Below are 23425 nucleotides of genomic sequence, written 5' to 3'. Positions count from 1 at the left end.
TTGCTGCTTCGGTTGTTGCCGTGGGAGGCGTGGTGGCATTAGGCCGGACTTGGCCCATGAGCGCTGCTGCGATGCTTGTCGGCTTCTTTGCTCTCTTTCATGGCTATGCACACGGCGCCGAAATGCCGTCCGAGGCCACCGCCCTTCCATACGGTGTAGGCTTCGCTCTGGCGAGTGCGGCCTTGCATTCTCTCGGTATCGCTCTCAGCCGCATGGTATTGCGCCATAGGGTTGCCGCTCGCTCGCTCGGAGCCGCCCTTACCCTCGCGGGCCTCGTGCTGGCCTTTGCCTAGGGTGGGGTTCATCCCTTTGTTTCTCGGCCGTGATGTTGCCGACCGGCTCATCACCAGGATGCCTTTTGGGAGTGATTTGAGAACTTGGCGATGAACGGGTGATCTTGGGCGGATCGCTCGCGGGAAATGTTCCTGCAAGTTCTCGATCAAGCTCTCTGTCGAGAGCGTCTCGTTCCGTATCGCCCTTCGATGCTTTTGACATTGGCTGACTCCGCAAGGTTACGAAGTGAGTCTCTGGATTCAAAAGGCAAATGGTGCGCCGGGTTGCAATCTCAAGGACGCCGGGGCAAAGCCGGGAAGCGGACGCGAACATCATCGGTCGGACGGCTCATGAAATGCTCTTGGAGAGCACGGCCCGCCAGCGGCGGCGCGAGGGAGCCGCCGACGACAGAAGGTTCACTCGGTCCGGCGGAGACCGTCAGGGAGTAGCCGGTCGCTCGTTCGCAGAGATCTCCAGCCGGGGCCGCAGGGCCTCGAGATTGTAGCCTGCCTCCGAAGTGGTCTGCAGAATCTCGTTCGGCGAAAGGCGGTCGCTGGCGGCAAGCGCCCACAGGGTGGCTGAGCGTGTGCCGGTGCGACAGAAGGCGAGGGAAGGCTTCCGTCCCTCCGTGATCGCCGCCCTGAACGCCTCGACCTGTTCGCCTGACAGTTGTCCCGATACGACCGGTATGTGCCGGTAGTCCAATCCCAGACGCTCGGCAACGGCCGCGAGATCGTCGCTTCGGGGCTGGTCCGGGGCCTCGCCGTCGGGGCGGTTGTTGATGACGGTCTTGAAACCTGCTGCTGCGGCCTCCTCGAGATCCCGCTCCGTCAATTGATGAGCGACCGAAAGGTTGGGTGTTAGGCTGACGGCTTTCATGGGATGTCTCCACTTCAGAAGATGCGAAGGCTTTTGACCAGCATATCGATCACTCCGTCGAAGATCAGGCCGGTCAACGCCGTATTGAGCGCACCGGGATCCAGAGAAGGCAAGGTCGACTTCAGGCCTGCCTGGGCTGCGCGTAGGCGGCCCGGTTCCAGGGAGCCCTCACTAGGATACGCGCCATGCCGCAGAAGCCGGTGAGGCCCGCGACCAGCAGGCCGGCGCCTACGAAAGCCGGGACCACGAAGAACAAGGGCGAAGCTAGCAAGCCCAGCAGAGTGCCGAAGAGAGCCATGCCGCCAGCCCCGATCTGGACCTGGCGCTGCAGTTCGAGCGGCTGGCGGCGGTCAACCGCGACTGGCAGACCAGCTTTCTTCCAGGCATCGAGGCCGCCCTCGACGATGAAGGCCTCGCAGGAGCCGCCAACCTTGCTGGCGAGGCGGTGCGCATTGCTCCTGGTGCGGGCGCCACTCCTGCAGTGAAAAATCACTGGCTTCCCCTCCTGCAGGGCGAGAGTGGTCTGATCGAGCTTCGACAGGGACATCAGCTTGGCGCCGGGGATCCGTTCCCGGGCATGCTCGTCGGCCTCGCGGACATCGATGAGGACGGCGCCCTGGTCGACCAGGCGCTTGGCTTCAACAGGGGTGAGGGTAGGAAGCGTCATGATCGTCTCCAAATGTAGGGTCAGGTCTCGGGCAGGCCAGTAAATTAGATATTGCTTATTTAGATATTTCTTATATATTGTCAATACCCATCGAACCAAGCCACCAGGAGGTTCAAATCATGTCAGGCCAACCAATGATCCGGCCATTCTTCGATGAGCCCACCAATACAGTGAGCTATCTGGTCGCGGATCCGGCTACCAAGAAGGCAGCCATCATCGACCCTGTCTTCGACTACGATCACCATTCGGGGACGGTCGACACCCGGTCTGTCGAGGCGATGTTGAAAGCGGCTCGGGAGGGGGGCTACACCGTCGAGTGGGCGCTGGAGACACACGCCCACGCCGACCACCTCTCAGGTGCGCCCTACATCAAGGCCAGGACGGGAGCGAAGATCGGGATCGGCGAGCACATCAAGGACGTGCAAAAAATCTTCCGCCCGATTTTCAATGCCACCGACCTCAATCCGGACGGCAGCGACTTCGACCACCTGTTCAGGGACGGCGAGCGCTTCAGGATCGGTGAGCTCGACGTGGAGGTCCTGCACACCCCTGGGCACACCCCGGCCGACATATCCTACAGGGTCGAGGATGCGGTGTTCGTGGGGGACACCATATTCATGCCCGACTACGGAACTGCGCGTGCCGACTTCCCCGGTGGGGATGCGCACAGGCTCTATCGTTCCATCCAGCGACTGCTGGCCTTGCCGCCGGAGACGCGGCTGTTCATGTGCCACGACTACAAGGCTCCAGGGCGCGATACCTATGCCTGGGAGACCACGGTGGCAGACCAGCGTGCGAGGAACGTGCACGTGAAGGGCGGCGTAACGGAGGATGAGTTCGTGGCCATGCGCCAGGCGCGCGACGCCAAGCTGGCTGCGCCCCGACTCCTTCTGCCCTCGATCCAGACCAACATCCGCGCCGGCAAGTTTCCGCCCGCCGAAGCCAATGGCGTGCGGTACCTGATGATCCCGGTGAAGCTGAAGGGTGGCGCCGAAGAGGTCGTCTAACGGAAGCACACCGGCCAAAGGCAGGCCGGTGTCGCTTCGCCTGTCGAGATCGGCCCGGGAGTTGACGTCCGCGAGCGCCGGGTCATTTTGTCTCCTCCAACATAGCGGTATCGGAGACCGGACATCACAACCGATTTCCGACACAGTCACAGGCGGCGTGCCGTGGTGCGCGCACCAACGTCTCTTTCTTCTCAGGTCCTAGTGCAGCAGGGAGAGCGTCGTCGCTTCCATCGGCGCGATGATGAGGCGCCCGTCGCGGCTGTGCAGGATCTCGGCCTCGATTCCATAGGCGCGCCGGAGATTGTCCTCGGTGAATACCTCCTCCGGCGTGCCAGACGCCAGGAGGCGCCTGTCCGCGACGAGCAGAACGACATCGGCAATGCGGGCCGCAAGAGTCAGGTCGTGCAGGGCTGCCACCACGATGGCATCATTATTCCGGGCATGCGCCTTCACCCGCTCGAGCACGACGAGCTGGCGCCGCAGGTCGAGGGCGCTGGTCGGTTCGTCGAGCAGCAGCAGGCGCGGTTCGCACACCAAGCGCTGGGCCAGGAACACCATCTGCTGCTGTCCGCCTGAGAGGTGGTCGAGACGGCGCTCAGCCAGGGGAACGAGATCAAGAATCCTGAGCGCTCGAGCCGCCGCAGCGATATCCTCATCCGTCGGACACCAGCGCAGTCGATCAAGACGGCCCAAGAGAACGGTCTCGAACACCGTCAGGCTGGTTTCAGCACCGACCGATTGCGGAAGAAAGCTGATGGCGGCGCCGCTGCCGCGCCGGGGCGGCCGTCTGATCTGCCCCTCACACGGCAACAGGCCCGCAATGGCGCTCAACAGGGTCGATTTTCCCGCGCCATTCGGTCCGACGAGAACCGCGACGGACCCGGCCGCGATGGTGGCGTTGAAATCCATAATGATGGGGTGACCGCCGCGAGACAGGACGATATTGCTGAAGCACAGTTCGTCGATCATGCACGCCTCCCAGCGCCACGGCGCAGGATCAAGAGGAAGAGAAGGGGGACGCCCGTCACCGCCGTCACGATTCCGACAGGCAGGGCTGCGCCGGGCGAAATGATCTTGGCGACCAGCGAGGCGGACACGAGCAGGAGTGCGCCAGCCAGGGCGGACAGCGGTAGCGTCCCGCGCTGGTCCTCGCCCGCTACCGCGCGGGCCACGTGCGGCGCGATCAGACCGATGAACCCGATCGTGCCCACGAAGGCGACGGCACCGGCTGTCATGAGAGCGACGAGCACGAAGGTCCGCCGGCGCAGGGCGGGGACGTTGACGCCGAGACTGGCAGCCTGCGCCTCGCCCAGGCGCAGCGCCGTGAGGCGCCACGTGTCGACAAGCAGGAAGGGGATGCAGGCTGTGAGGATGACCAGGATGACGCCAACCGATGTCCAAGTGGCCTTGAGTAGGCTGCCGAAAAGCCAGAACACGATCTGCTGGAGCACCTCCGGCGCGGCCAGGAACTGAAGCAGCGATTGCAGCGACTGAAAGAGAAACAGGACGGCGATGCCGGCCAGGACGAGGATATCCGCGCTCGCCCCACGCAGACGCGCCACGAGATAAACGAGGGCACAGGCGAGGAGGGTCGCGGCGAACGCTGAGAGCGGTGTCAGGACCCACAGGGCGACGGGCAGGGCACCTCCGAACAGGATCGCAAGTGCCGCACCGAAGCCGGCGGCGGCGGAGAAGCCGAGGGTGAAAGGACTGGCCAACGGATTGGCCAGGATGGTCTGCATCTGGAGGCCTGCCATCCCGAGGGCAGCGCCAACGAGAATCGCCATGAGTGTCATCGGCAGCCGGAAGCTCCAGATGATCGTTGCAGCCATCCGGTCGACACCGTTCGGGCCGGCGAGCAGGCCATCGATGACCTCCTGCAGGGTGAGCTGCGACGGGCCAAGGGACAGGTCAGCCAGGGCGAGAAGCCCGAGCGTGATAGCCGCCAGGCGGACGCAGAGCCGGCGGCGCACTTCTCCGCGGCGATAAGCGACGCGGAGAGTGGCATAGGTTGCGATCGTGGTCATGGCTTCACCGATCCGAGACCGAGGACGAACACACCCTCCGGCCTGACGGGAAGATACTCGGCGTAGTACCGCTCCAGTTCCGCCTGCGGGTCTATGTCAACGAAGGCTTCTGGGTGCAGGACCTTGGCGATGTAGCGCAGGAAGACGGTGTCATAGAGGGTCCGGGCGCCGCCGTGATAGATCGCGTGAACTTGGCCGCTCCTTACGGCCGGCAAGTCAGCCCATCCCGGCCGTCCGGCATAAGCGCTGAGGCGCGTCCGGGTCAGCATGGGGTCGATGCCGAAGCCCATCAGGACGGCATTGGGCGATTTCATCCATTCCGATCCGGCGATCAGGACCACATCCGGCTTGGCCGACAGCACGTATTCCGGATTGAGCGGACCCCAGTTGCCGATCTGGCCCGTCGCGATATTGACCCCCCTGGCAGTGGCGATGACGCCCGCCCACATGCCCTTGCCATAGCTGTTTCCGTACTCTGCCGGGCCCTTCTGCCCGAGCTCGACATAAACCTTGCGCGTGGCGGGACCTGCCTTGGCGAGGCGCTCGACCACATCGTTCACGGCAGCCGCGTAGGCATCGGCGAGCCGCTTCGCGCGTTCCTCCGCGCCCATCACAGCGCCGATCAGCTTCGTCGAGGCGACATGGTTCTCGACCGTCTGAGCATTGTAGTCGATAACGACGATCGGGACGCCAGCTTGCTCCAGCTTGGCTGCAAGCGGGCCGAGCGCCTGGTATTGCCAGGCCGCCAGGATAGCAAGATCCGGACGAGCGGCCACGGCAGCTTCGACTGAGAAGGTCCCGGTCTCGACGTCCCCTACATCCGGCAGGGTCTCGAGGCGGGGCAGAGCATCAGCATAGGCCTTCCACTGGCCTGGCCGCCAATCGCGCCAGGGCAAGCGGGAGATCGCAACGACCCGGTCAAGGGCGCCCGGCCCAACGATGGCAAGAAAGTCCTCGTAGTTGAAGCCCAGAAGTACGCGCGCGGCGGGCTTCTGGAGGGTGACAGTGCGGCCTGCCAGATCCGTGACCCGGATCTCGGCCATGGCCCGTGCAGTAAGCAGCAGGAAGAGTGTGGCGGCGACGGCCGCAAAGCGGTAGGACATGGGCAACCCCATCCGAAGCGGCGCCGCACCTCAGCCGAGGCAGGATACGGCGCATGGGAAACAGGTAATTGAACGGATTTCAGCGGCGCTGATCGCATCCGTAATGCAAGCAACCGTCTCCTTCCGCCACAGCGGCGGGAGCCTGACGGTCAGGTATTCCGGATAGGGGGAGCACGTGGCCTGTGGCTGCCGGTCAGAGCGACTCTTGGAAGCTGTTGCGCGACACCCCAAGCGGAAACTGGTTTACCGGCGCAGGAGAGGACAGCGGTCAAGACGGAGGTATGAGGGAGAGTCGCGACCGGCGCGGCGCAGGCTAGGATGCAGCACTGGCCTCCGTCGTCATCCGCATTGCTGGATGCATCGTCTCCTTCCGCCGGGGACAGGCAATGGGCGTGAAGTGAAGGCTCCGCTTCTCCGACCGCCGCTGTCCGGATCGCCAGGACAAGGCTCCCAAGAAGGGCTTGCATGACGATACAGCAGGCCAGGAGTGCGGGGATTGCCCGGCGGGAGACCATGGTCTGCTGTGATGCCCGGCGCATAGGTTGCACCTAACAGTTGCCAATCACGTATTCGATGACGCAACCTATGGCACAGCGCTGCCTGATCCTCTTTGCAGAAAATCAATCTCCGTCGCACAAGGCAAGGTTTGTGTTGAGAATCATGAGAGTTTCGGGCGACTCATGCCGCTGCCCGTGAAACGTCGGCCCCTCGGGGCTCCACAGGCCGATATCGTAGACGAGACATTGCCTGACCATCGAAACGACGGCCTTTGAACGTCGTGTTCCACGCTCGCTCATTCACTCAGGCGGGCCATAGGCGGACGACAGGAAGATGGCCTGCGCCACATGGTGTTCGGCGCCTAATTTTCGAACCTCATTACGATGCAGCCGGGCCAGCTGAATGGACAAATCTCGGCGCCTGCCGTTGTGAACTGATGATCCCGCCGCACAAATGCCTGAGCGTTGCAACGTATGGGTTATCAATCAGGAATCGAGCCTCACCAAAGTAAACGGGAATTTCGGGAAGCAAATCGATCTCGACCAAGTTGAGATGGCTATCCTCCGAAGTGCAACACCAGCTTGGAATAATTGCGAAGCCGAGGCCAGCTTCTACGCATCGCTTTACACTTGAACTGCCAGACGTCGAAACGGCGACCTCGATCTCGCGCTCGTCGCGCCTCAAATAGTCAAGCGCCAGATTCCTTAAGAGCTGCCCCGGTTCATATGTTACAAAGGGCTTCCCGATGGCCCAATCCGGGACGCTCTGCGGGGAGGGTGGGGGACCCCAGACGCGCGGGTAAATGAGCGAGAGACGGTATGTTCCTATCAGGTGCTGCGGAACGCTTTGGTCGCCGAAGTAACGTTCGGTGATGCAGACGTCCAAGCTGCCATCCTTGATCATTTCCGACAGCACGGTATCGCGCTCATAGGCCATGATCTCTACAGTCGGATGCTTCTCGCGAAACTCGGCAAGCACCGGCGGCAGGAGATAATAGAAGATGGCCTGTGGAAGACCGACCCGCAGGATCGGGCGCTCCTTGTCGAGAATACGTCCGAGACGGGTCAGCATCGTATCCAGCTCGGGCTGCAGGAGCTTGTAGAGACTTCTGCCGCGAGCGGTCAGTGTAATGGTTTTCGCGCCCTGCTCGGAGACGACCAAGCGCTCTCCAAGAATCTGCTCGAGCCGACGAACGTGATTGGCAGCCGACTGATAGCTCATGTTCAGCTTGCGGGATGCGGCTGAGTAGGATCCGTCCCTCGCGACAATAAAAAATGTCTGGATGAGCGTCAGGTTGGCGTCACGCATCCTCTGAAGTTCCCAGCTTTCGGGTCATTTCGATGCGGCGAACCTTTGCACGAGCCGGGACACTTTGCCAGTTTCAAGAAAACAGGGAAGTGGCGGCCCATCATTTGTATCGACCGAACAATGGGGCCACGACGATGATCCGGGCCTCTGATTTCGCCCCGCCATGGTCTCAATGCCCAGCAATTCCTCAGTCCATATTGCCGTTATCGGCGCCGGTATCGTCGGTGCGGCCGCGGCATATTTTCTGAGTGCGGCGGGCGCTCGCGTAACATTGCTCGAAGCGGAATCCCCTGCGGCCGGAGCGACGGGCGCCTCCGATGGTGCAGTCTCGGTCGCCAGTAAGCGTCCCGGGCCGATGATGGATCTGGCACGGCAGGCGCGAGCCTTCTACCGAAGGCTCGCGGATGAGGGGACTCTCAATGGCCTGTTCCACCCCCGTCCAACATTCCTTCTGGCCCGCAATACTCTTGAATCCGAACTTCTTCTGCAACATGGTTCCGATCTTGCCCGCTCGGGTGAGCGGGTCATTGAGCGCGATCGGGCCGACCTGCTGCGCCTTGTTCCTGGTCTTGGGTCAAGCGTCGAGGCGGGCCTGGAGGTGCCGGACGATGGCCACGCCATCGGCTACCAGATTACGGCACGGCTTCTCGAGCGAGGCGGGATCAAGGTCCGTCGTCAGACTCCGGTGCGATCACTGGCCGTTCGGCATGGTCGCGCTGTCGGCGTCGTACTGGAGCGGGAAATGCTTGCCGCCGACGCCGTGATCGTCGCGGCCGGGATTGGCTCCGCGCGACTTCTGGGGCTTGGTGATGTCCTCGTCCCTCGCAAGGGCCAGATGATCGTGACGGACCGCGCCGTTGCCGCTGGCCCGGCCATCCCCGGTCACCTGATGGCTGCGACTTATCTTGCGGCGAAGCGTGGGGTTCAGCTCTGCAAGCCGCATATCGGCCTTGTCATCGATCCGCTTGTCACAGGACAGTTTCTTATCGGAGGAAGCCGCGAGGAGGATCGAGCCGATCGAGAAACGGAAGCCCCCATCATCGCGGCCATTCTGCGCGAGGCCCTCGATGTGTACCCGTTGCTCACACGCCAGCGGGTCATCCGTACCTTTGCGGGAATACGGACCGCATGCAGGGACGGGCTCCCGATCATCGGCCCGCATCCGAATATCGATGGGGTCGTCATCGCTGCCGGTTTCGAAGGCGACGGTATCTGTCTCGGACCCTTCATGGGTGCTGCCGCGGCGCAGTTCGCGCTGGGAAGAATGCCGCCGATCGATCTGTCGAAGCTGACGCCCTCACGCTTTGCTTTGACAGAGGTTGCAGGATGAGCGGCGTGATTTTCTGGCAGGAGCTGCCGATTCCGTTCGAGCAGGGCGAAACGCTCGCAGCGGCTTTGCGGCGGTCCGCAATCATCGACCTCGGACCCGCCAGAGCAGCGGTGCGCAGCAGGGTCTTTTGTGGAATCGGCGCATGCCAGGCGTGTCTCGTTTCGATCGAGGGCGGTGTCCCGGTCGAGGCCTGTCTGACATTGGCGGAGGAAGGCATGCGGGCAGGGCCGATACAAGGTAAATTGTTCGGGGGCCAGCATGAGTGATGCCCCTGTCCTTGTCGTCGGCGGCGGCCCAGCCGGCGTCAGCGCGGCTCTGGCGCTGGCTGAAATCGGCCAGCAGGTCCTTCTCGTCGAGCAGCGCGATAAGCTGGGCGGAGCCATTCATCGCCAACCAGCGACTTCTGGCGGCCCGAACCTTCCTCGGTTGGCTCGTCACGTCCGCAATTGGAACGGCCTCATGAAACGCCTTGAGGCCGCTGGCGACCGCATTGAGTTCCAGGGCTCGACGATTTTCTTAGGAATCGATGGCGCGGGTAACGTCCTCCTTGACGAGAGGCGTAAGAGGCGCGTCGTTTCTCTTCGCCCACGAGGAGCAATCATTGCCCTCGGTGCTGTCGAGCGCGTGCATCCGTTCCCCGGGTGGGAACTGCCTGGCGTAGTCACAGCGGGCGGTGCACAAGTCCTGCTCAAGGAAACCGGCAGCCCGCCGGATGGCGCAATCCTCGTCGCGGGAAGCGGGCCTCTGCCGTTCGCCCTCGCTGCCCAACTTGCATCGGCAGGAAATGCTCCGGTCGCAGTCCTCGAGCGTGGCCAGCCTTGGCATGAGTTACGCGCCTTGATGGCGGCGTCTTTATTTCCATCCCATCTATGGGAAGGAATGACCTACGGCATGCGCTTTGCGGCTAGTCGTATTCCTTATGTTACCAGCTCCGAAATCGTTTCCGTCCAGGAAAAGGACGGAGGACTTGCTGCCCGCGTGCGGCAACGGCACGGCGAGCGTGTCTATCATGTGCGGCATGTGATCGTTCACGATGGATTGCTGCCGAATAATGTCGGCGTGCCCACTGAAAGTGCGAGCGGCAACATGCCAGTTCTAGTCGCGGGCGACGCTCGGGAAGTTCTCGGCGCGGATGCGGCCATCGTCGATGGACGACGCGCGGCTGCCGAAATGGCCGAGCAACTCAATCTGGGCCGGAGGATTACCATTGCGAAGGAAGCACTCGATGGCGCCCGGCGCTTCCAGTCCGCGCTCGCCCAACTCTACCGCGCATCGCGATCGGTCCCGCCGGATGAAACGATCCTGTGCCGATGCGAAACACTCCGACTCAGTGACCTGAAAGCACTCTCTGCTGGCTCCTCATCGCGAGAAATTCGCCTCGTCGGCCGCTTCGGCATGGGGGCCTGCCAGGGGCGGTTCTGCAATGCGAGCGTTTCCGATCTCACCATCGGCGGCCTGACCTCGCCGTCCGCTCCTCCTCCTCTCCGGTGGCCCTTGCGGCCTGTTTCCGTAGCTGCCCTTGCGCGGCTGCACGACGTCTCATCCGATCCTTCGGAGCTATAGGAAAAATGACAACACATTTTGCCGAGTTCAACAGGGCAGCCAGAGTGCGACCTTCGATTGACGTGTTCAGTCCCTACTCCGGGGACAAGGTTGGGCAGGTTGCGGTCGCCGACGAGGTGCAGATCGCGGCAGCTTTACGGGCCGCAAGAACGGCGTGGCGTGAGTTTCGCTATTCCACTCCGGCTGAACGCAAGGCCCTGCTCATAAAGCTTGCAGATCACATTGCGGCGGAAGCCTCCGAATTGGCTGATGTGATTTGTGCGGAAGTAGGCAAGACAATTACCGAAGCCCGCAATGAAGTTCGTCGTGCACAGAATACGCTGCGTCTGTCAGCCGATGCGATTACTGTTCTGCACGGCGAAGTGCTCCCCTGCGCCATCGTGCCCGGCGCGCCTGACAGGCTCGCCTATGTCACATATCAGCCTGCCGGCGTCGTCGGGGCGATCACGCCATTCAATTATCCGCTCAATCTCCTGTGCCACAAGCTCGGCCCGGCTATTGCAGCAGGCAACGCCGTGGTTGCGAAGCCCTCGCCAAAAGCGCCACTTGCCGCAGCGCGACTTGCGGAGATCGCCCGGGATGCGGGATTCCCGGAAGGATTGTTCACGATTGTCCATGGTGGGGCGGAAGCCGCCGCAAGCCTCGCCAGCGGAGACATCGATATCCTCAGCTTCACCGGTGGTCCTGCGGCAGGACTGGCCCTGAAGAATGCGTCTGGTCTCGTGCGGTGCCTCATGGAGCTTGGGGGCAATGATCCGCTCATCGTGATGCCGGATGCCGATCTGGACCGCGCTGCCGACACCGCAGTCGGGCATCGGTTCGAGATCGCTGGACAAAGTTGCGCTGCAGTCAAGAAGCTCTATCTCCATGACGAGATTCGTGAGGCGATGCTGGAACGTCTCGTTTTACGGATCGCAAACGTCCGCACTGCCGATCCGGCTGATCCAACAACCGTAATGGGGCCCGTGATCGACGAGCCGGCTGCGGCCGAGGTCGAGCGGCGCATCAAGGCCGCGGTCGCGGATGGAGCGCGCGTGGTTGCGGGCGGCACCCGTAAAGGCACTCTCGTGGCGCCGACCCTTCTGGACAATGTTTCGGATCGTGCCGACCTGATCCGTTCTGAGACGTTCGGCCCAGTGCTGGCCGTGCGCCGCTTCACGTCTCCCGCAACCGTCATCGCCGAGGTGGATGACAGTCCCTATGGGCTCCAAGCCGGCGTCTTCACCAATGATCACGCGCTGGTTCGGCGCTTCGCCCGTGAGTTGCGCGTCGGCGGCGTCATGGTGAACGAGGGTCCTGACTTCCGGGCCGAGAACGTGCCGTTCGGCGGCATTAAATCCAGCGGGCTCGGACGCGAAGGCATCCACGTCACGCTGCGCGAAATGAGTGAATTGAAAGTTGTGATCGATTGAGCTTGACTCCCCAACCAAGAGGTTTCGATATGAGCAACTCCGCTCTATGCCAGCGCCTTTCAGGCGTGTTCACCGCTCTCGTCACGCCCATGCGGGATGGCCGGATCGATCTGTCTGCGCTTGAAAAGCATATTGACGAGCAGCTTGGGGCCGGCATCGCGGGCCTCGTCCCGGTTGGCACGACAGGAGAGGCCGCAACCCTGACGGATGATGAGACGGACGAGGTCATTCGCCTGACCGTCAACGCTGGACGTGGCCGCGCTTTCGTGATGGCCGGCGCGGGCTCCAACTCCACCAGCGTCGCTGTCGCCAAGGCCCAGCGTGCCGCTGCTTTAGGGGTCGATGGCCTTCTGATCGTCACGCCGTATTACAACAAGCCCTCGCAGGCGGGCCTGTTCGATCATTTTTCGGCCATCGCCAAAGCCGTAGATTTGCCGATCATGCTCTATAGTGTGCCTGGACGCACAGGGGTTGAGCTCGGAGCCGGAACCTGCTCCCGGCTCGCGAAAAACCATGGGAATATCGTCGGCATAAAGGAAGCTGGAGGTCGGGTCGAACGGGTTACAGAGCTTAGAATCGCCTGCGGCGATGATTTCGTGATTCATTCCGGCGATGATGCGCTGACCTTGCCATTCATGGCATCAGGTGCCGATGGTGTGACGAGCGTGGCCTCCAACCTACTGCCCGGAGATGTCGTCGCCCTTTATAAAGCTTGGGCTGCCGGCGACGTCCAGGCCGCCCGGCGGCTTCACCAGAAACTTTACGACGTGGTAGGGCACCTGTTCATCGAGAGTAACCCGGTTCCCGTGAAGGCGGCATTGGCGCGCCGTGGATCGATGCACGCCGATGTGCGCGCGCCTCTCGCCTCGCTCCAGCCGGAAAGTCTTCGCGCGCTCGAGCAGAGCCTGATGCGTTTCGAAAGAGCCAACCTATAAAAAAGCTCATAGGAGACGAGAGTTCTCTAGCATTGTTCAAATAGGTCACTCGCCTACGCTCAAACTGTCCAGATAGCTGGACGCAAGGCTAATCACAAACTAGCCAGGGGAACTGCGGAGTAAACAATGAAAACTGTGCTTGGAAAGATCGGTAGCGTGCTTGCCGTTGCGCTCGCGCTGACGAGTGCACCCGCGAAGGCCGAGGAAATGGTCGATGCGGTGCGGGCCAGAGGCGTTCTGCGTATCCCGGGAATCCTCAACGAGGACCCGTACTTCAACAAGGATCCCAGGACAGGGGAATGGCGCGGCTTCGCGATCGAGATGGCGCGTGACATTGCGAAGACGATAGGCGTCAAACTCGAAGTGGTCGAATCCACATGGCCGAACTCGATTCTCGACGTCCAGAGTGGAAAGGCCGACCTGGCCTTCGGCATTACGGCCACGCCGCAGCGGGCTCTGTCGGTCGCCTTCTCCCAACCGACCTACTTCAACAGCTTCGTCATCGTCTCACCGAAGCCCGAACTGTCGAAACTCAGCTGGGCAGAGCTCAACGATCCGAAATACACCTTTGCCGTCGATCTCGGCTCGTCGCAGGATCTGATCGCCCAGCAATACTTGCCCAAGGCCAAGATGCTACGTTTCAAGTCCCGGGACGAGGCCATTGTCGCTGTCGTCAGCGGCAAGGCAGACGGGCTGGTCAATACGATGCTCAACGGCCTCGTCATGTCGAAGAAGGCCGCCGCGATCGGCAAAGTCCTCGTCCCACAACCCGTTCTCTCCACGCCCTCCGTTGTCGCCCTGAGCTACGCCACCGATGACAAGTGGAAAGCCTTCATTTCGGCCTGGGCCGAGTACAACCGGCGCATCGGCAATAATCAGACCTGGATCGTCAAGAGCCTTGAGCCGTTCGGCATCACGCTTGACGATATGCCCGAAGGCTTCGGGTTTGGTGGCTGACCAAGGGCGGCCCTATAAGGGCCGTCCTTCTTAAAGGACAGTTGAATGTATTCCTGGAGCTTCTTTCCCGTCTTCCAGGCGAGCGACCTCTTTCTGTGGGGGTTGTGGATCACGGTCGCCTATACCGTCGGATCGATCGTCCTGGGCCTCATCCTCGGACTTGCCGTCTGCTTTGCCCGGCTGTCGGGTCATCGTGTTCTCGACTGGGCCGCGCAAGGGTTCCAGGAACTGTTCCGCTGCACACCTCTTCTGGTGCAGCTTCTCTGGTTTTATTACGCACTGCCGCTGCTGCTGGGGATCGATATCCAGAACTATGTCGCTGCCCTGGCGACTCTGTCACTCTATGCTGCCGCTTTCTACGCAGAGATCTTCCGCGGCGGCATCCTGTCCATTGATCGCGGGCAAAGCGAGGCAGGTGCGGCCATCGGCATGTCGAATGCGCAAATCATGCGCCGCATCATCCTGCCGCAGGCGATGCGACGGATGATGCCTGCTTTCATCAACCAATCCGTCACCCAATTCAAGAATACCTCGCTCATCTCGGTCATTTCGGTTGCCGACCTTGCGTATATGGCGTCCATCGTGAACGGCCAAACCTACCGCCCGTTGGAATCATTCACGGTCGTCGCAGTATTGTACTTCATCATCTTGTTCCCACTGACGCGTCTTGCCGACTACATCGAGCGCAGAATGCGCGTGAGCGACTAAACGGGGTTCGCCTATGTCCTCTTCTTCGTTGGTCGCGTCTGGGGAAACGATCCTCGAGGCACGCGGCATCACCAAGAGCTACGGGGCCTTGCAGGTCCTGAAAGGAATCGATCTCGCTCTCAAACCGGGCGAGGTGGTTTCGATCATAGGTCCGTCCGGCTCCGGCAAGTCGACCTTCATCCGCTGCTTGAACATGTTGGAACGGCCCAATAGCGGCGAGGTCCGTTTCAAGGGCCATCGTGTCGGAAGTCGGTTCGCAGACAACGGAAGTGAAATCGGCCAGGGCACCCTGAGGCGCCATGTCGGCATGGTATTCCAGCACTTCAATCTCTTTCCTCACAAGACCGTGCTTCAGAACGTGACCGAGGGCCCGACCGTGGTTCTTGGTAAGTCGGGAGAGGAAGCGGAAGGTGTCGCGATGGATTATCTCGGCAAGGTCGGCCTTGCGGATAAACGTGATGCCTGGCCCAATCAGTTGTCGGGCGGCCAGAAGCAGCGCGTCGCAATCGCTCGGGCGCTGGCAATGCAGCCTGATGCATTGCTGCTGGACGAAGTCACGAGCGCGCTCGATCCCGAATTGGTGGGCGAGGTACTCGGCGTAGTACGCGGCCTGGCCGATCAGGGCATGACCATGGCCATCGTCACACATGAGATCTCCTTTGCGGCGGAAGTGTCCGACCGCGTGATCTTCATGGAAGGAGGCGTGGTCGTTGCGGAGGGGACCCCGACGGAGATCTGTCGCGAGCCGACCCATGAACGCCTGAAGGCGTTTCTGGCGCGTTTCAACGCCTGAGGTTCTAACGACTATGACCTCAGGTAGCGATGTGAGTCCGTTTCGCGTTGTGATCATCGGCGGAGGCCGAATCGGTTCCGCCCTTGCGCTGATGTTGTGCCGGCTGCCGGACTTCAGAGTGACGCTTGTCGATCCGACAGAGCCTGCCCGCGAGCGGGCCCGTACTCTGAAACTGCCGCTTGTCGATCTGGACCCTTCGGACAAGGCAAAGCTGGACCGACTCTTGAGGGAGAACGATGCGGTCGTGGCTGCATTGCCGGCGGCTGCATGTCCACCGATTGCTGCAGCCGCCAAACGTGCTGCCATCCACTATCTTGATCTCAACGAGGATTCAGCGAGCGTTGCGGAGATTGCTGCGCTGGCGAGGGATGCACCGCGCAGCTTCGTGCCCCAATGCGGCATTTCACCTGGCCTCGTCTCGACCGTTACGCTCGACCTGATGTCAAAGGTCACGTCTCCCAACGATATCCAGATCCGCGTCGGTATCCTTCCCCGACATTCCACCAACCGGCTCGGCTATGGGCTCACCTGGGACGTCAATGCGCTCATAGCGGAATACACAAGCCCTTCGACGGCTCTGCTCGACGGACGGCCGGTAAAGCTGCCACCCTTGTCCGACCGGGAAATTCTGCGCATCGATGGATGCACATATGAGGCCTTCGTGTCGGGTAGCGTGCCGGCAAGCCTCTGCAGGCGCCTGGAAGGCCGCATCGAGACCGTTGTGTCGAAGACGATCCGCTATCCGGGACACTTGGAGCATATCAGTTTCCTGCTCGATGACCTTCGCCTCCGCCGCAGGCCCGACCTCCTGAGAAATCTGCTTCTGAATGCTCTGCCCGAAATCGACGACGATCAACTCCTGATCTTCGTATCGGCCAGGGGTGTGCACGATGGTCGAGGCACAGAGCTGAATTGGTTGCGACGGATCTTCCCGGACAGCAGGGAGGGCTGCTCCATCAGCGCGATCCGACGCACGGCCGCATCCCATGTGGCGGCCATTCTCGATCTGCTGCGCAAGGAGGAGCTGCCAAGGGAAGGCCTTGTCGCCCAGGAAGATATCCCGCTCGCGAACCTTCGCGACAATCGCTTCCTGAGTTGGTTCTTCGCCGACGATGCGACAGCTTCATGACCGACCGAGAGACACCTATCATGACTGACAACCAGCACTTTCCTCTTGCGGGCGTGGTGGCCGACCTTCGTATCGGAGTCCTTATGCTCGATACGCGCTTCTCCCGGCTTCCAGGTGACATCGGGAATGGAAAGACCTGGTCGTTTCCGGTCCAATTCCGGGTCGTCCGGGGGGCTGATCCGGCACGCGTCGTGCATGGTCAGGCGGAGGGACTTCTCCAGCCCTTCATCGACGCCGCCCTGGACATGGTTGCAACGGGTGTGCGCGGCATCACGACAAGCTGCGGCTTTCTCGCCTTGCTTCAGAGGGAGCTTGCATCTGCCCTGCCTGTCCCTGTGGCTACGAGCAGCCTCCTCCAGGCTCCGATCATCGAAGCCATGCTTCCGGCCGGAAAGCAGGTCGGCATCCTGACCTATGCGGCGGAGGCATTGACCGCCCGCCACCTGTCGGCAGTCGGCGTGAGACCTGACACACCGATCGAGGGCTTGCCGCCCGACAGCCTGTTCCGGAGAGTCTATGGCGGAGATCGATGTGTATCCGACGACTACATATTGGAGCAGGAAGTGGTCGCGGCGGCCCAGCGGCTTGTGGCACGCAATCCAACTGTCGGGGCCATCCTGTGCGAATGCACGAACCTGCCGCCCCATTCCGCGGCCATCGCCAAGGCGACGAGGCTGCCAGTTTACGATATCATCGGTTTCATTGATTGGTTTGCAAGAAGTCTTGCGCCGCCGACTTACCCCAGGCTGTAACGATGCTCGGATCCGTGCCAGGCGGGGATCTGCGCGCGTATATTGCCGCTGCGGGCCATGCGACGGCTTGGAAGCGGGCCACGTGACCCGTCAGGTCTCTCTCCATGCCGAGTGCGGCTTCGCTCCTACACCGCGTGTCCGACCAGGGAGCCGATGACGGCTGTAGCAGCCATCGCGAATGCGCCCCAGAACGTGACGCGAACCGTCGGCTTGAGAATGGACGCGCCGCCCGCCCGAGCGCCGAGAGCGCCCAGAACAGCCAGCCCCACAAGCGAGCCGCCGGAGACAGCGAATGCAATCTGGTTTGCCGGAACGGCAACGGCCATCATAAGGGGCAGAGCCGCGCCCACGGCGAAGGTCGCAGCCGATGTCAACGCCGCCTGGATCGGGCGGGCGACCACGTGTTCCGAGAGCCCGAGCTCATCTCGCGCATGGGCGGCGAATGCATCTTTGGCCATCATCTGCCCGGCGATCTGCCGCGCGAGGGCGGGCTCGACGCCACGCTCGACATAAATCCGCGTCAGTTCGTCCAGCTCAGCCTCGGGCTGCTCCGCGAGTTCCCGCCGCTCGCGGGCAAGGTCGGCATTCTCCGTATCAGCCTGGGAACTCACCGATACATACTCGCCCGCCGCCATCGACATGGCTCCGGCCACGAGCCCGGCGACCCCGGCGACGAATACCTCGCTGGCAGAGGTCGAGGCGGCAGCAACCCCGACGATCAGGCTCGCGGTCGAGATGATGCCGTCGTTCGCGCCCAGGACGGCCGCCCTCAGCCAGCCGATCCGTTGGATCAGATGGGTCTCGCGGTGAAGCGGATGCATGGGGTCCTCCTTGAAATACGCAAAGTCATGGGTGATCCGGCGTGGCTGATTTCCTTCCAACCGGCAAGAGCCGCGCCGAGTTGAGGATGAATGCAAGCTCCGAGCCGACATGGATGAGCGCTGCGAGGAGCGGATTGAGGAAGCCGAAGGCGGCAAGCGCGATGCCAAGGACGTCAATCCCAACAGTACCGACGAAATTCTGCCAGATGATGGAGCGCGTCCGGCGGGCGATCCGCAGGGTTTCCACAAGCTTGAACAGGTCATTGCCGATCAGCACAATGTCCGCGCTCTCCTTGGCGATGTCGGTCCCCGAGCCCATGGCGATACCAAGATTTGCGGCGGTAAGGGCAGGTGCGTCGTTGACGCCGTCCCACCATGGCGACGGCATGCCCTCCGGCCACGAGCTTGCGGACCTTCGCAAGCTTATCCTCGGGCAGCATCTCCGCCACGACATCGTCGATGCCGAGCTCGCGCGCCACGCTTCGGGCGACCGCCGCCGTGTCGCCGGTGAGGAGGAGGGTCCGTACGCCGAGACCATGCAGGGCCTCGATGGCGGCATGGGCCTCGGGACGGATCGTGTCCGCGACGACGATTTCGCCGAGATAGCGTCCGTCGGCTGCCACGACGATGTCGGAGCCGATCCTGCCGTCCGCCCGGCTCGGTGTGTCGATGCCCGCCTCCGTCAGGAGCTTCCTGTTGCCTACGCGGATGCTGAGCGTGTCGACGGTGGCCGTGATGCCCCGGCCAATGGTGTAGTGAAAATTGGCGGGCTCCGGAACCGCGATATTGTGCCGGACCGCCTCAGCCACGACGGCGCGGGCAAGGGGATGTTCCGAATGGAGTTCGGCCGCCGCGGCGAGCCGCAGAAGGACCAGTGGGTCGGTATCCTGGGCGGGAATGACCGCCTGGACGGCGGGCTCGCCGACGGTCAGGGTGCCGGTCTTGTCCAGCACCACTGTGTCCACACGCCCGAGCGTTTCGAGGTGGATGCCACCCTTGATGATGGCGCCGAGCCGCGCGGCGCGGCCGATGCCGCCGAGAATCGCCAACGGCGTCCCGGCGGCGATGCCACAGGCGCCGGCGACAATGATGACCGAGATCGTATCCCGCATGTCGCGAGTGAGAAGATAGGTGACGAGCGCTGCGGCGATGGCAAGGTAGACGAGGTATCCGGCGAGACGGTCGGCGAGCTTCTGCACCGGCGCGCGGGTCTGCTCGGCGGCCTCGACCGCCTCGATGATTCGTCCGTAGCTGGTGTCGCGGCCGACACGCTCGACCCTGACTTCCAAGGCGCCCATCTGGTTGATGGAGCCAGCATAGACGGCCGCACCATCCGATTTCTCGGCTGGCATGGACTCGCCCGTGATGCGCGACTGGTCGACGTAGGAGTGGCCGTTCGCGACCTTGCCGTCGACCGGCACCTTTTCCCCAGGGCTGACGAGCACCAGGTCGCCCGCCGCGACGGAATCGACCGGCACTGTCAGGATGCGGCCGTCGCGGCGAACCCGCGCCTCCCGAGGCACGAACTCGACGAGGTCGCGGATTGCCAGGCGGCCCCGTGCGACGGTCAGATGCTCAAGCTCTTCGGCGACCAGGACGAAGAGCGTGACCACGAGCGCGGTGAAGAACTCGGATATCGCTGCCGCGGCGACGATGGCGATGGTCATGGAGAGCTCCATGGTCATGCGTCGGGCGAGCAGGTTCTCGGCGGCCTCGCGGAAGATCGGCCAACCAGCGAAGCCCAGGGCGGCGATCCCGATGGCACTCACCGGGGCAAAGGGCTCGTAGACGCGAAACCAGAGTGCAGCCGCTCCCAGGGCCGCTACAGCAATACGCACCAGCGCCCACGGCTCGAAAGGGACATGGTTGTGGATCCTCGCTTCGGGAGGAAGCGCAGCCTCCGTGGACGATGCACGACAATCCTCGTTCGTGGCGGAAAGCGATGGCATCGAAGGCTCCTCGGATTGTGGGACAGGTAACTTTGGAGACATCCCCAAAGCATTGATTGGAATCAATCTAAACTGGGAACGGGGAGGAAGCGGCGCCGATGCAAACCGGTGCCGCTCACCCAAACTCCTCCTGAATCATGGCCGCGCTGGCCTTCGGCGCTCCGGCAAGTCCCTGCCGCGCCGTTCGTCACAAGGTCGACAGGACTTCGCCGTCGGATCGAACGAGCAGTGCCGCCAAGCCGATCCGTCGGGCGAGCTCCAGTCCGGCCTCTGCCCCGGAGACCATCAATGCGGTGGCCCAGGCGTCTGCGGCCATGCACCTGTCCGCCAGGACCGTAACCGCGGCAAGATCGTTCGCGAGCGGCAAGCCGGTCCGGGGGTCCATGGTATGCGAGACGGGGCGACCGTCGACCTGCGTCACGTGCCGATAGTTGCCGGAGGTCGCGACGGCCATGTCCTGCAGTTCGAGTACGCCATCGATCTCCCGCACTCCGAACCCCGGTTTTTCCCGGGCGACAATCCAAGGACGCCCGTCGGGCTTGGAACCGCGGGCACGCATCTCGCCGTCGATGCCAACGAGCCATGATCGGATGCCGAAAGCGCTCATGACCCGGGCCAGCTCGTCGACGCCGAAGCCTTTGGCGATGCCCGACAGATCGAGCGCCAGGGGGGCAAGCTTCCGGGCGCGGGACCCCAACCGATCGAGCTGGAGCGTCTTCGGCGGGTCGAACGACGCCCGAAGAGCGCCCGTCGCGATTCGCCTCGGATCCGGCGACCGTGATCCGCCGCCAAAGCCCCAGGCCTGGACCAGATCCCCAACGCCGATGTTGAACGTTCCGCCGGAGTCACGGCCGATCTCGAGAGCCGCGGCGAGCACCGCCGTGAGCTCGCGGGGAATCGCGATCCATGCACCGATCGGGGCTGCATTCAGGCGGTTGAGGTCTGAATCCGGCTTCCATGTCGACATTTGCCGGTCGACGCGGTCGACCGCCTCCTGGAGTGCCGCATTGAGCGCTACGATATCGAGGTCATCCGCTCCGTAGGATACGGCCGACCAGCGCGAGCCCATCGTTGGTCCGTTCAGGACGCGGCGGTCGAGGGCCTGGGGCCGTTGGAGAGCTTCAGTAGACATCTTCGACATATCTCCCGCTGGACTTGAGGGCTGCGAGATCGAGGCCGAGCGGGCGCACGATCGCGTCGAGGGTATGGGTCACGGCCTGCGCCATGTCGCGCCCGCCGCAGACCAGCACCTGTGCTCCATGCCGGATCAGCTCACGCAGACGCGGCGCATCGGCCGCGATGCGATCCTGGACATACGCGCCTCCGTCCGGCGTGCGGGAGAAAGCCGTGTTCAGCGTGGTCAGCCGCTTCTCCGCGAGGTGCATGGCGAGTTCGTGTTCGTAGAGGAAGTCCGAGGACGGACTCCGGCCGCCCCAGTAGAGATGCACCGGCCGGCCGGCGGCGTTCGCCCGAACGAAGCCGGCGAGCGGGCCGATGCCGGCCCCGGCGCCGATCAGGATGAGCGGCGTTCCGCCCACGACCGGGCGGAAGCTCGGGTTCTCGCGGATGAAGGCGTCAATGCGGCAGCCGGGCACAAGGCCATGCAGGAATGTCGAGCAGAGCCCGTCCTCCCGGAGCCGGACGCAGATCTCGAGCACGTCGTCGCGCGACGACGATGCGAGCGAGTAGAACCGAGGCGTTGCGCTCCCCGGCGGCACGATGCCGACGAGATCGCCAGGTTCGAATGACGGCAACCGGCCGGAGCTGCCCGCGCCTCCGACGACGGGCGCGCGGAACCGCAGGATGGCGATCGGCGCGCCGACCGCGGCGCCGTAATCCTCGCGCTCGAGGAGTTCGAGTTCCGTCGTCTTCGGATACGCGGCGATGTGTTCGAGCACGAGGTCGTGGCCGAGGACGACGCCAAGGTCGCGTCCCCACTGGGCGAACTCCTGGGCGGATTGCCGGTCGACCCGCTTCATCGGCAGGAGCCGCGGCCAGCCCTTCCGGTCGAGTGCGGCCGACACGTCCTGGGCATAACCGCAGAAATGCGGGAAGGTACGGTCGCCGAAGCCGAGCACCATGACCGGCGCGGCGGTGTCGAGGGCCGCGAGCCGGGCCAGGAAGTGCTTTGCCGACGCCGGCGCGGCGCCATCGCCGTAGGTCGAGGTCAGGATCAGCATTCGCTCAGCGCTCGTATGGACGGGCGCGAGCTCGTTCATGGCTGCGATATGGACACGGTGGCCGGCCGCCGTCAGGGCGGCATGCAACGTCGTCGCGAAGCCCCAGGTCGTGTTGCCCTCGCTGCCGACCAGAACCACCGTGTCGGCCGAGCGGGCCGGAACGTTGTTGGCGATGCGCGGCCGGCCGGCGCGACGGCGCCACCAGATCGCGGCCCCGGTGATGGCGAACGCCGGAACGGAGGCGGCAGAGAAGCCGAGCAGGAGCCCGAGCATCCATGCTCCACGGCCGGTGTGGAGCATGACGACGACATTCTGGATGCGCTCAAAGGCATCTGCCTGCCTGAAGGCGACCGTCTCGCCTGTTGCCGCGTCGATCCAGGCCTCGCCAGTGGCTGTCCGAAGGTTGTATGTGTCGGTGCGGTCATCCGGCGCGGGAAGGGTCAGTTCTCGCAGGTCCGCGACATCGACGGCGCGGAGCGCCGCAAGGGTCCCGACCGGCGCAGGAGTGCTGCCGCTCACGGTGATTGCGGGCTCGGGTGCGTCACTCTGCGGGATGAACCCGAAGGTGCCGGCCGACATCCACAGGCCGGTGAGCGATGAGAGCATCAGCCCGACGGCTGCGAGACGGCCGAGTTCACCATGCCAGCACTGGGCTGCCGTGCCGCGGATCGGCCCGAGCAACGCTCGCCAGCCGCCGAGGCGGCGCACGAGCAGCAGGAGACCCGAGACTGTGAGCACAAGCATTGCTGCCGCGCCGGCTCCGCCCGCTGCCCGGCCGGCATCACCCGCCAGAAACGAACGGTGCAGGTTGGTCATGATGCGGGTGAAGTCCGAGGGCCGGTACGCTCCGAGGCCGGCGCCCGTAGCAGGATCCACCAGCTCGACGCCATTGGCGGTGCCGTCGGAATAGGTGACGGTCACGGCGCCGGTTGGACGACGGACAATCCTGTCGACGCTCCCGTGGCGTGCGACGACGGCTTCAGCCAGCGCCGCGACGCTGGTGCCCCGTTCGATGGACGGCAGCGTTGCCCGGTCAAATGCCGGATCGATCGACAGCACCGTGCCGGTGCCGGCGATGACGGTGAGCACGAGCGCGAGCAAGAGGCCCGGCAAGGAATGAATGCGGCGAAGCAT

The 23425-nt window shown here is 63.2% G+C and carries 23 protein-coding genes; 12 read left to right on the top strand and 11 right to left on the bottom strand.

Translation table 11 applies throughout. From position 1 onward, the window contains the following. Positions 1-20 precede the first annotated feature (20 nt). Positions 21-293: a HupE/UreJ family protein gene (locus AC522E_RS17740; protein WP_500747556.1), complete on the top strand. Its 273-nt coding sequence runs from the start codon at positions 21-23 to the stop codon at positions 291-293. A gap of 418 nt (positions 294-711) precedes the next feature. On the opposite strand, the gene AC522E_RS17735 is transcribed toward AC522E_RS17740, so the two are convergent. Then, positions 712-1152: a protein tyrosine phosphatase family protein gene (locus AC522E_RS17735; protein WP_500747555.1), complete on the bottom strand. Its 441-nt coding sequence runs from the start codon at positions 1150-1152 to the stop codon at positions 712-714. Positions 1153-1273: 121 nt separating this feature from the next. Next, positions 1274-1819 (bottom strand): rhodanese family protein, encoded by a 546-nt coding sequence (locus AC522E_RS17730; RefSeq protein ID WP_500747554.1) that lies wholly within the window; start codon positions 1817-1819, stop codon positions 1274-1276. Between the two features lie 119 nt (positions 1820-1938). Between AC522E_RS17730 and AC522E_RS17725 the strand changes: the two genes are divergently transcribed. After that, on the top strand, positions 1939-2826 hold the full coding sequence (locus AC522E_RS17725) for an MBL fold metallo-hydrolase (RefSeq protein WP_500747553.1): 888 nt from the start codon (positions 1939-1941) through the stop codon (positions 2824-2826). 198 nt (positions 2827-3024) lie between these two features. Here AC522E_RS17725 and AC522E_RS17720 read toward each other — a convergent pair whose 3' ends face one another. From AC522E_RS17720 to AC522E_RS17705, 4 genes are all read right to left on the bottom strand, one after another. Beyond that, on the bottom strand, positions 3025-3795 hold the full coding sequence (locus tag AC522E_RS17720) for an ABC transporter ATP-binding protein (RefSeq protein ID WP_500747552.1): 771 nt from the start codon (positions 3793-3795) through the stop codon (positions 3025-3027). Next, positions 3792-4853, bottom strand: a complete 1062-nt coding sequence (locus AC522E_RS17715) for a FecCD family ABC transporter permease (RefSeq protein ID WP_500747551.1) — start codon at positions 4851-4853, stop codon at positions 3792-3794. The genes AC522E_RS17720 and AC522E_RS17715 overlap by 4 nt, the downstream gene beginning before the upstream one ends. After that, the gene (locus AC522E_RS17710) at positions 4850-5956 is read right to left on the bottom strand and encodes an ABC transporter substrate-binding protein (RefSeq protein WP_500747550.1); all 1107 of its coding nucleotides are present in this window, start codon (positions 5954-5956) and stop codon (positions 4850-4852) included. Before AC522E_RS17710 ends, AC522E_RS17715 begins: the two co-directional genes overlap by 4 nt. Positions 5957-6832: 876 nt before the next feature. Next, on the bottom strand, positions 6833-7762 hold the full coding sequence (locus AC522E_RS17705) for a LysR family transcriptional regulator (protein WP_500747549.1): 930 nt from the start codon (positions 7760-7762) through the stop codon (positions 6833-6835). A 163-nt stretch (positions 7763-7925) separates the two neighbouring features. Here AC522E_RS17705 and AC522E_RS17700 point away from each other — a divergent pair, with 163 nt between their 5' ends. From AC522E_RS17700 to AC522E_RS17655, 10 genes are all read left to right on the top strand, one after another. Further along, positions 7926-9092, top strand: a complete 1167-nt coding sequence (locus AC522E_RS17700) for an NAD(P)/FAD-dependent oxidoreductase (protein WP_500747548.1) — start codon at positions 7926-7928, stop codon at positions 9090-9092. Then, on the top strand, positions 9089-9358 hold the full coding sequence (locus AC522E_RS17695; protein WP_500747547.1) for a 2Fe-2S iron-sulfur cluster-binding protein: 270 nt from the start codon (positions 9089-9091) through the stop codon (positions 9356-9358). The genes AC522E_RS17700 and AC522E_RS17695 overlap by 4 nt, the downstream gene beginning before the upstream one ends. After that, the gene (locus tag AC522E_RS17690; RefSeq protein ID WP_500747546.1) at positions 9351-10655 is read left to right on the top strand and encodes an FAD-dependent oxidoreductase; all 1305 of its coding nucleotides are present in this window, start codon (positions 9351-9353) and stop codon (positions 10653-10655) included. The genes AC522E_RS17695 and AC522E_RS17690 overlap by 8 nt, the downstream gene beginning before the upstream one ends. Positions 10656-10660: 5 nt before the next feature. Continuing rightward, entirely contained in the window at positions 10661-12067 is a 1407-nt protein-coding gene (locus AC522E_RS17685) for an aldehyde dehydrogenase family protein (RefSeq protein ID WP_500747545.1), read from the top strand. Positions 12068-12096: 29 nt separating this feature from the next. Next, positions 12097-13002, top strand: coding sequence for a 4-hydroxy-tetrahydrodipicolinate synthase (gene dapA, locus AC522E_RS17680; protein WP_500747544.1), 906 nt, complete (start codon positions 12097-12099; stop codon positions 13000-13002). A gap of 126 nt (positions 13003-13128) precedes the next feature. Next, positions 13129-13959, top strand: coding sequence for a transporter substrate-binding domain-containing protein (locus AC522E_RS17675; RefSeq protein WP_500747543.1), 831 nt, complete (start codon positions 13129-13131; stop codon positions 13957-13959). Between the two features lie 45 nt (positions 13960-14004). Beyond that, positions 14005-14667 carry an amino acid ABC transporter permease gene (locus AC522E_RS17670; protein ID WP_500747542.1) on the top strand — a complete coding sequence of 221 codons (663 nt, stop codon included), beginning with the start codon at positions 14005-14007 and terminating at the stop codon, positions 14665-14667. 13 nt (positions 14668-14680) lie between these two features. After that, on the top strand, positions 14681-15460 hold the full coding sequence (locus tag AC522E_RS17665; protein WP_500747541.1) for an amino acid ABC transporter ATP-binding protein: 780 nt from the start codon (positions 14681-14683) through the stop codon (positions 15458-15460). Positions 15461-15473: 13 nt separating this feature from the next. Then, entirely contained in the window at positions 15474-16589 is a 1116-nt protein-coding gene (locus AC522E_RS17660; RefSeq protein ID WP_500747540.1) for a saccharopine dehydrogenase family protein, read from the top strand. 20 nt (positions 16590-16609) lie between these two features. Continuing rightward, the gene (locus AC522E_RS17655) at positions 16610-17341 is read left to right on the top strand and encodes an aspartate/glutamate racemase family protein (protein ID WP_500747539.1); all 732 of its coding nucleotides are present in this window, start codon (positions 16610-16612) and stop codon (positions 17339-17341) included. A 125-nt stretch (positions 17342-17466) separates the two neighbouring features. Here the strand turns inward: AC522E_RS17655 and AC522E_RS17650 are convergent, their stop codons facing one another. From AC522E_RS17650 to AC522E_RS17630, 5 genes are all read right to left on the bottom strand, one after another. Then, positions 17467-18162 (bottom strand): VIT1/CCC1 transporter family protein, encoded by a 696-nt coding sequence (locus AC522E_RS17650; protein ID WP_500747538.1) that lies wholly within the window; start codon positions 18160-18162, stop codon positions 17467-17469. 25 nt (positions 18163-18187) lie between these two features. Next, entirely contained in the window at positions 18188-18439 is a 252-nt protein-coding gene (locus AC522E_RS17645) for a hypothetical protein (protein WP_500747537.1), read from the bottom strand. Beyond that, positions 18423-20111 (bottom strand): heavy metal translocating P-type ATPase, encoded by a 1689-nt coding sequence (locus tag AC522E_RS17640; protein ID WP_500747536.1) that lies wholly within the window; start codon positions 20109-20111, stop codon positions 18423-18425. The genes AC522E_RS17645 and AC522E_RS17640 overlap by 17 nt, the downstream gene beginning before the upstream one ends. Before the next feature lie 187 nt (positions 20112-20298). After that, entirely contained in the window at positions 20299-21243 is a 945-nt protein-coding gene (locus AC522E_RS17635; protein WP_500747535.1) for an FAD:protein FMN transferase, read from the bottom strand. After that, positions 21233-23425, bottom strand: a complete 2193-nt coding sequence (locus AC522E_RS17630; RefSeq protein WP_500747534.1) for a PepSY domain-containing protein — start codon at positions 23423-23425, stop codon at positions 21233-21235. Before AC522E_RS17630 ends, AC522E_RS17635 begins: the two co-directional genes overlap by 11 nt.

The sequence above is a fragment of the Microvirga sp. BF8 genome (assembly GCF_059888585.1).
The sequence above is the reverse complement of the archived record's forward strand: the minus strand, read 5'-3'. Positions and strand labels throughout refer to the sequence as shown.

Excerpts from the sequence above, each read along its gene's own strand:
- AC522E_RS17735 (WP_500747555.1), bottom strand. The coding sequence starts at position 1,152 with ATGAAAGCCGTCAGCCTAACACCCAACCTTTCGGTCGCTCATCAATTG.
- AC522E_RS17730 (WP_500747554.1), bottom strand. The coding sequence starts at position 1,819 with ATGACGCTTCCTACCCTCACCCCTGTTGAAGCCAAGCGCCTGGTCGAC.
- AC522E_RS17725 (WP_500747553.1), top strand. The coding sequence starts at position 1,939 with ATGTCAGGCCAACCAATGATCCGGCCATTCTTCGATGAGCCCACCAAT.
- AC522E_RS17720 (WP_500747552.1), bottom strand. The coding sequence starts at position 3,795 with ATGATCGACGAACTGTGCTTCAGCAATATCGTCCTGTCTCGCGGCGGT.
- AC522E_RS17715 (WP_500747551.1), bottom strand. The coding sequence starts at position 4,853 with ATGACCACGATCGCAACCTATGCCACTCTCCGCGTCGCTTATCGCCGC.
- AC522E_RS17710 (WP_500747550.1), bottom strand. The coding sequence starts at position 5,956 with ATGTCCTACCGCTTTGCGGCCGTCGCCGCCACACTCTTCCTGCTGCTT.
- AC522E_RS17705 (WP_500747549.1), bottom strand. The coding sequence starts at position 7,762 with ATGCGTGACGCCAACCTGACGCTCATCCAGACATTTTTTATTGTCGCG.
- AC522E_RS17700 (WP_500747548.1), top strand. The coding sequence starts at position 7,926 with ATGGTCTCAATGCCCAGCAATTCCTCAGTCCATATTGCCGTTATCGGC.
- AC522E_RS17695 (WP_500747547.1), top strand. The coding sequence starts at position 9,089 with ATGAGCGGCGTGATTTTCTGGCAGGAGCTGCCGATTCCGTTCGAGCAG.
- AC522E_RS17690 (WP_500747546.1), top strand. The coding sequence starts at position 9,351 with ATGAGTGATGCCCCTGTCCTTGTCGTCGGCGGCGGCCCAGCCGGCGTC.
- AC522E_RS17685 (WP_500747545.1), top strand. The coding sequence starts at position 10,661 with ATGACAACACATTTTGCCGAGTTCAACAGGGCAGCCAGAGTGCGACCT.
- dapA (WP_500747544.1), top strand. The coding sequence starts at position 12,097 with ATGAGCAACTCCGCTCTATGCCAGCGCCTTTCAGGCGTGTTCACCGCT.
- AC522E_RS17675 (WP_500747543.1), top strand. The coding sequence starts at position 13,129 with ATGAAAACTGTGCTTGGAAAGATCGGTAGCGTGCTTGCCGTTGCGCTC.
- AC522E_RS17670 (WP_500747542.1), top strand. The coding sequence starts at position 14,005 with ATGTATTCCTGGAGCTTCTTTCCCGTCTTCCAGGCGAGCGACCTCTTT.
- AC522E_RS17665 (WP_500747541.1), top strand. The coding sequence starts at position 14,681 with ATGTCCTCTTCTTCGTTGGTCGCGTCTGGGGAAACGATCCTCGAGGCA.
- AC522E_RS17660 (WP_500747540.1), top strand. The coding sequence starts at position 15,474 with ATGACCTCAGGTAGCGATGTGAGTCCGTTTCGCGTTGTGATCATCGGC.
- AC522E_RS17655 (WP_500747539.1), top strand. The coding sequence starts at position 16,610 with ATGACTGACAACCAGCACTTTCCTCTTGCGGGCGTGGTGGCCGACCTT.
- AC522E_RS17650 (WP_500747538.1), bottom strand. The coding sequence starts at position 18,162 with ATGCATCCGCTTCACCGCGAGACCCATCTGATCCAACGGATCGGCTGG.
- AC522E_RS17640 (WP_500747536.1), bottom strand. The coding sequence starts at position 20,111 with ATGCCATCGCTTTCCGCCACGAACGAGGATTGTCGTGCATCGTCCACG.
- AC522E_RS17635 (WP_500747535.1), bottom strand. The coding sequence starts at position 21,243 with ATGTCTACTGAAGCTCTCCAACGGCCCCAGGCCCTCGACCGCCGCGTC.
- AC522E_RS17630 (WP_500747534.1), bottom strand. The coding sequence starts at position 23,425 with ATGCTTCGCCGCATTCATTCCTTGCCGGGCCTCTTGCTCGCGCTCGTG.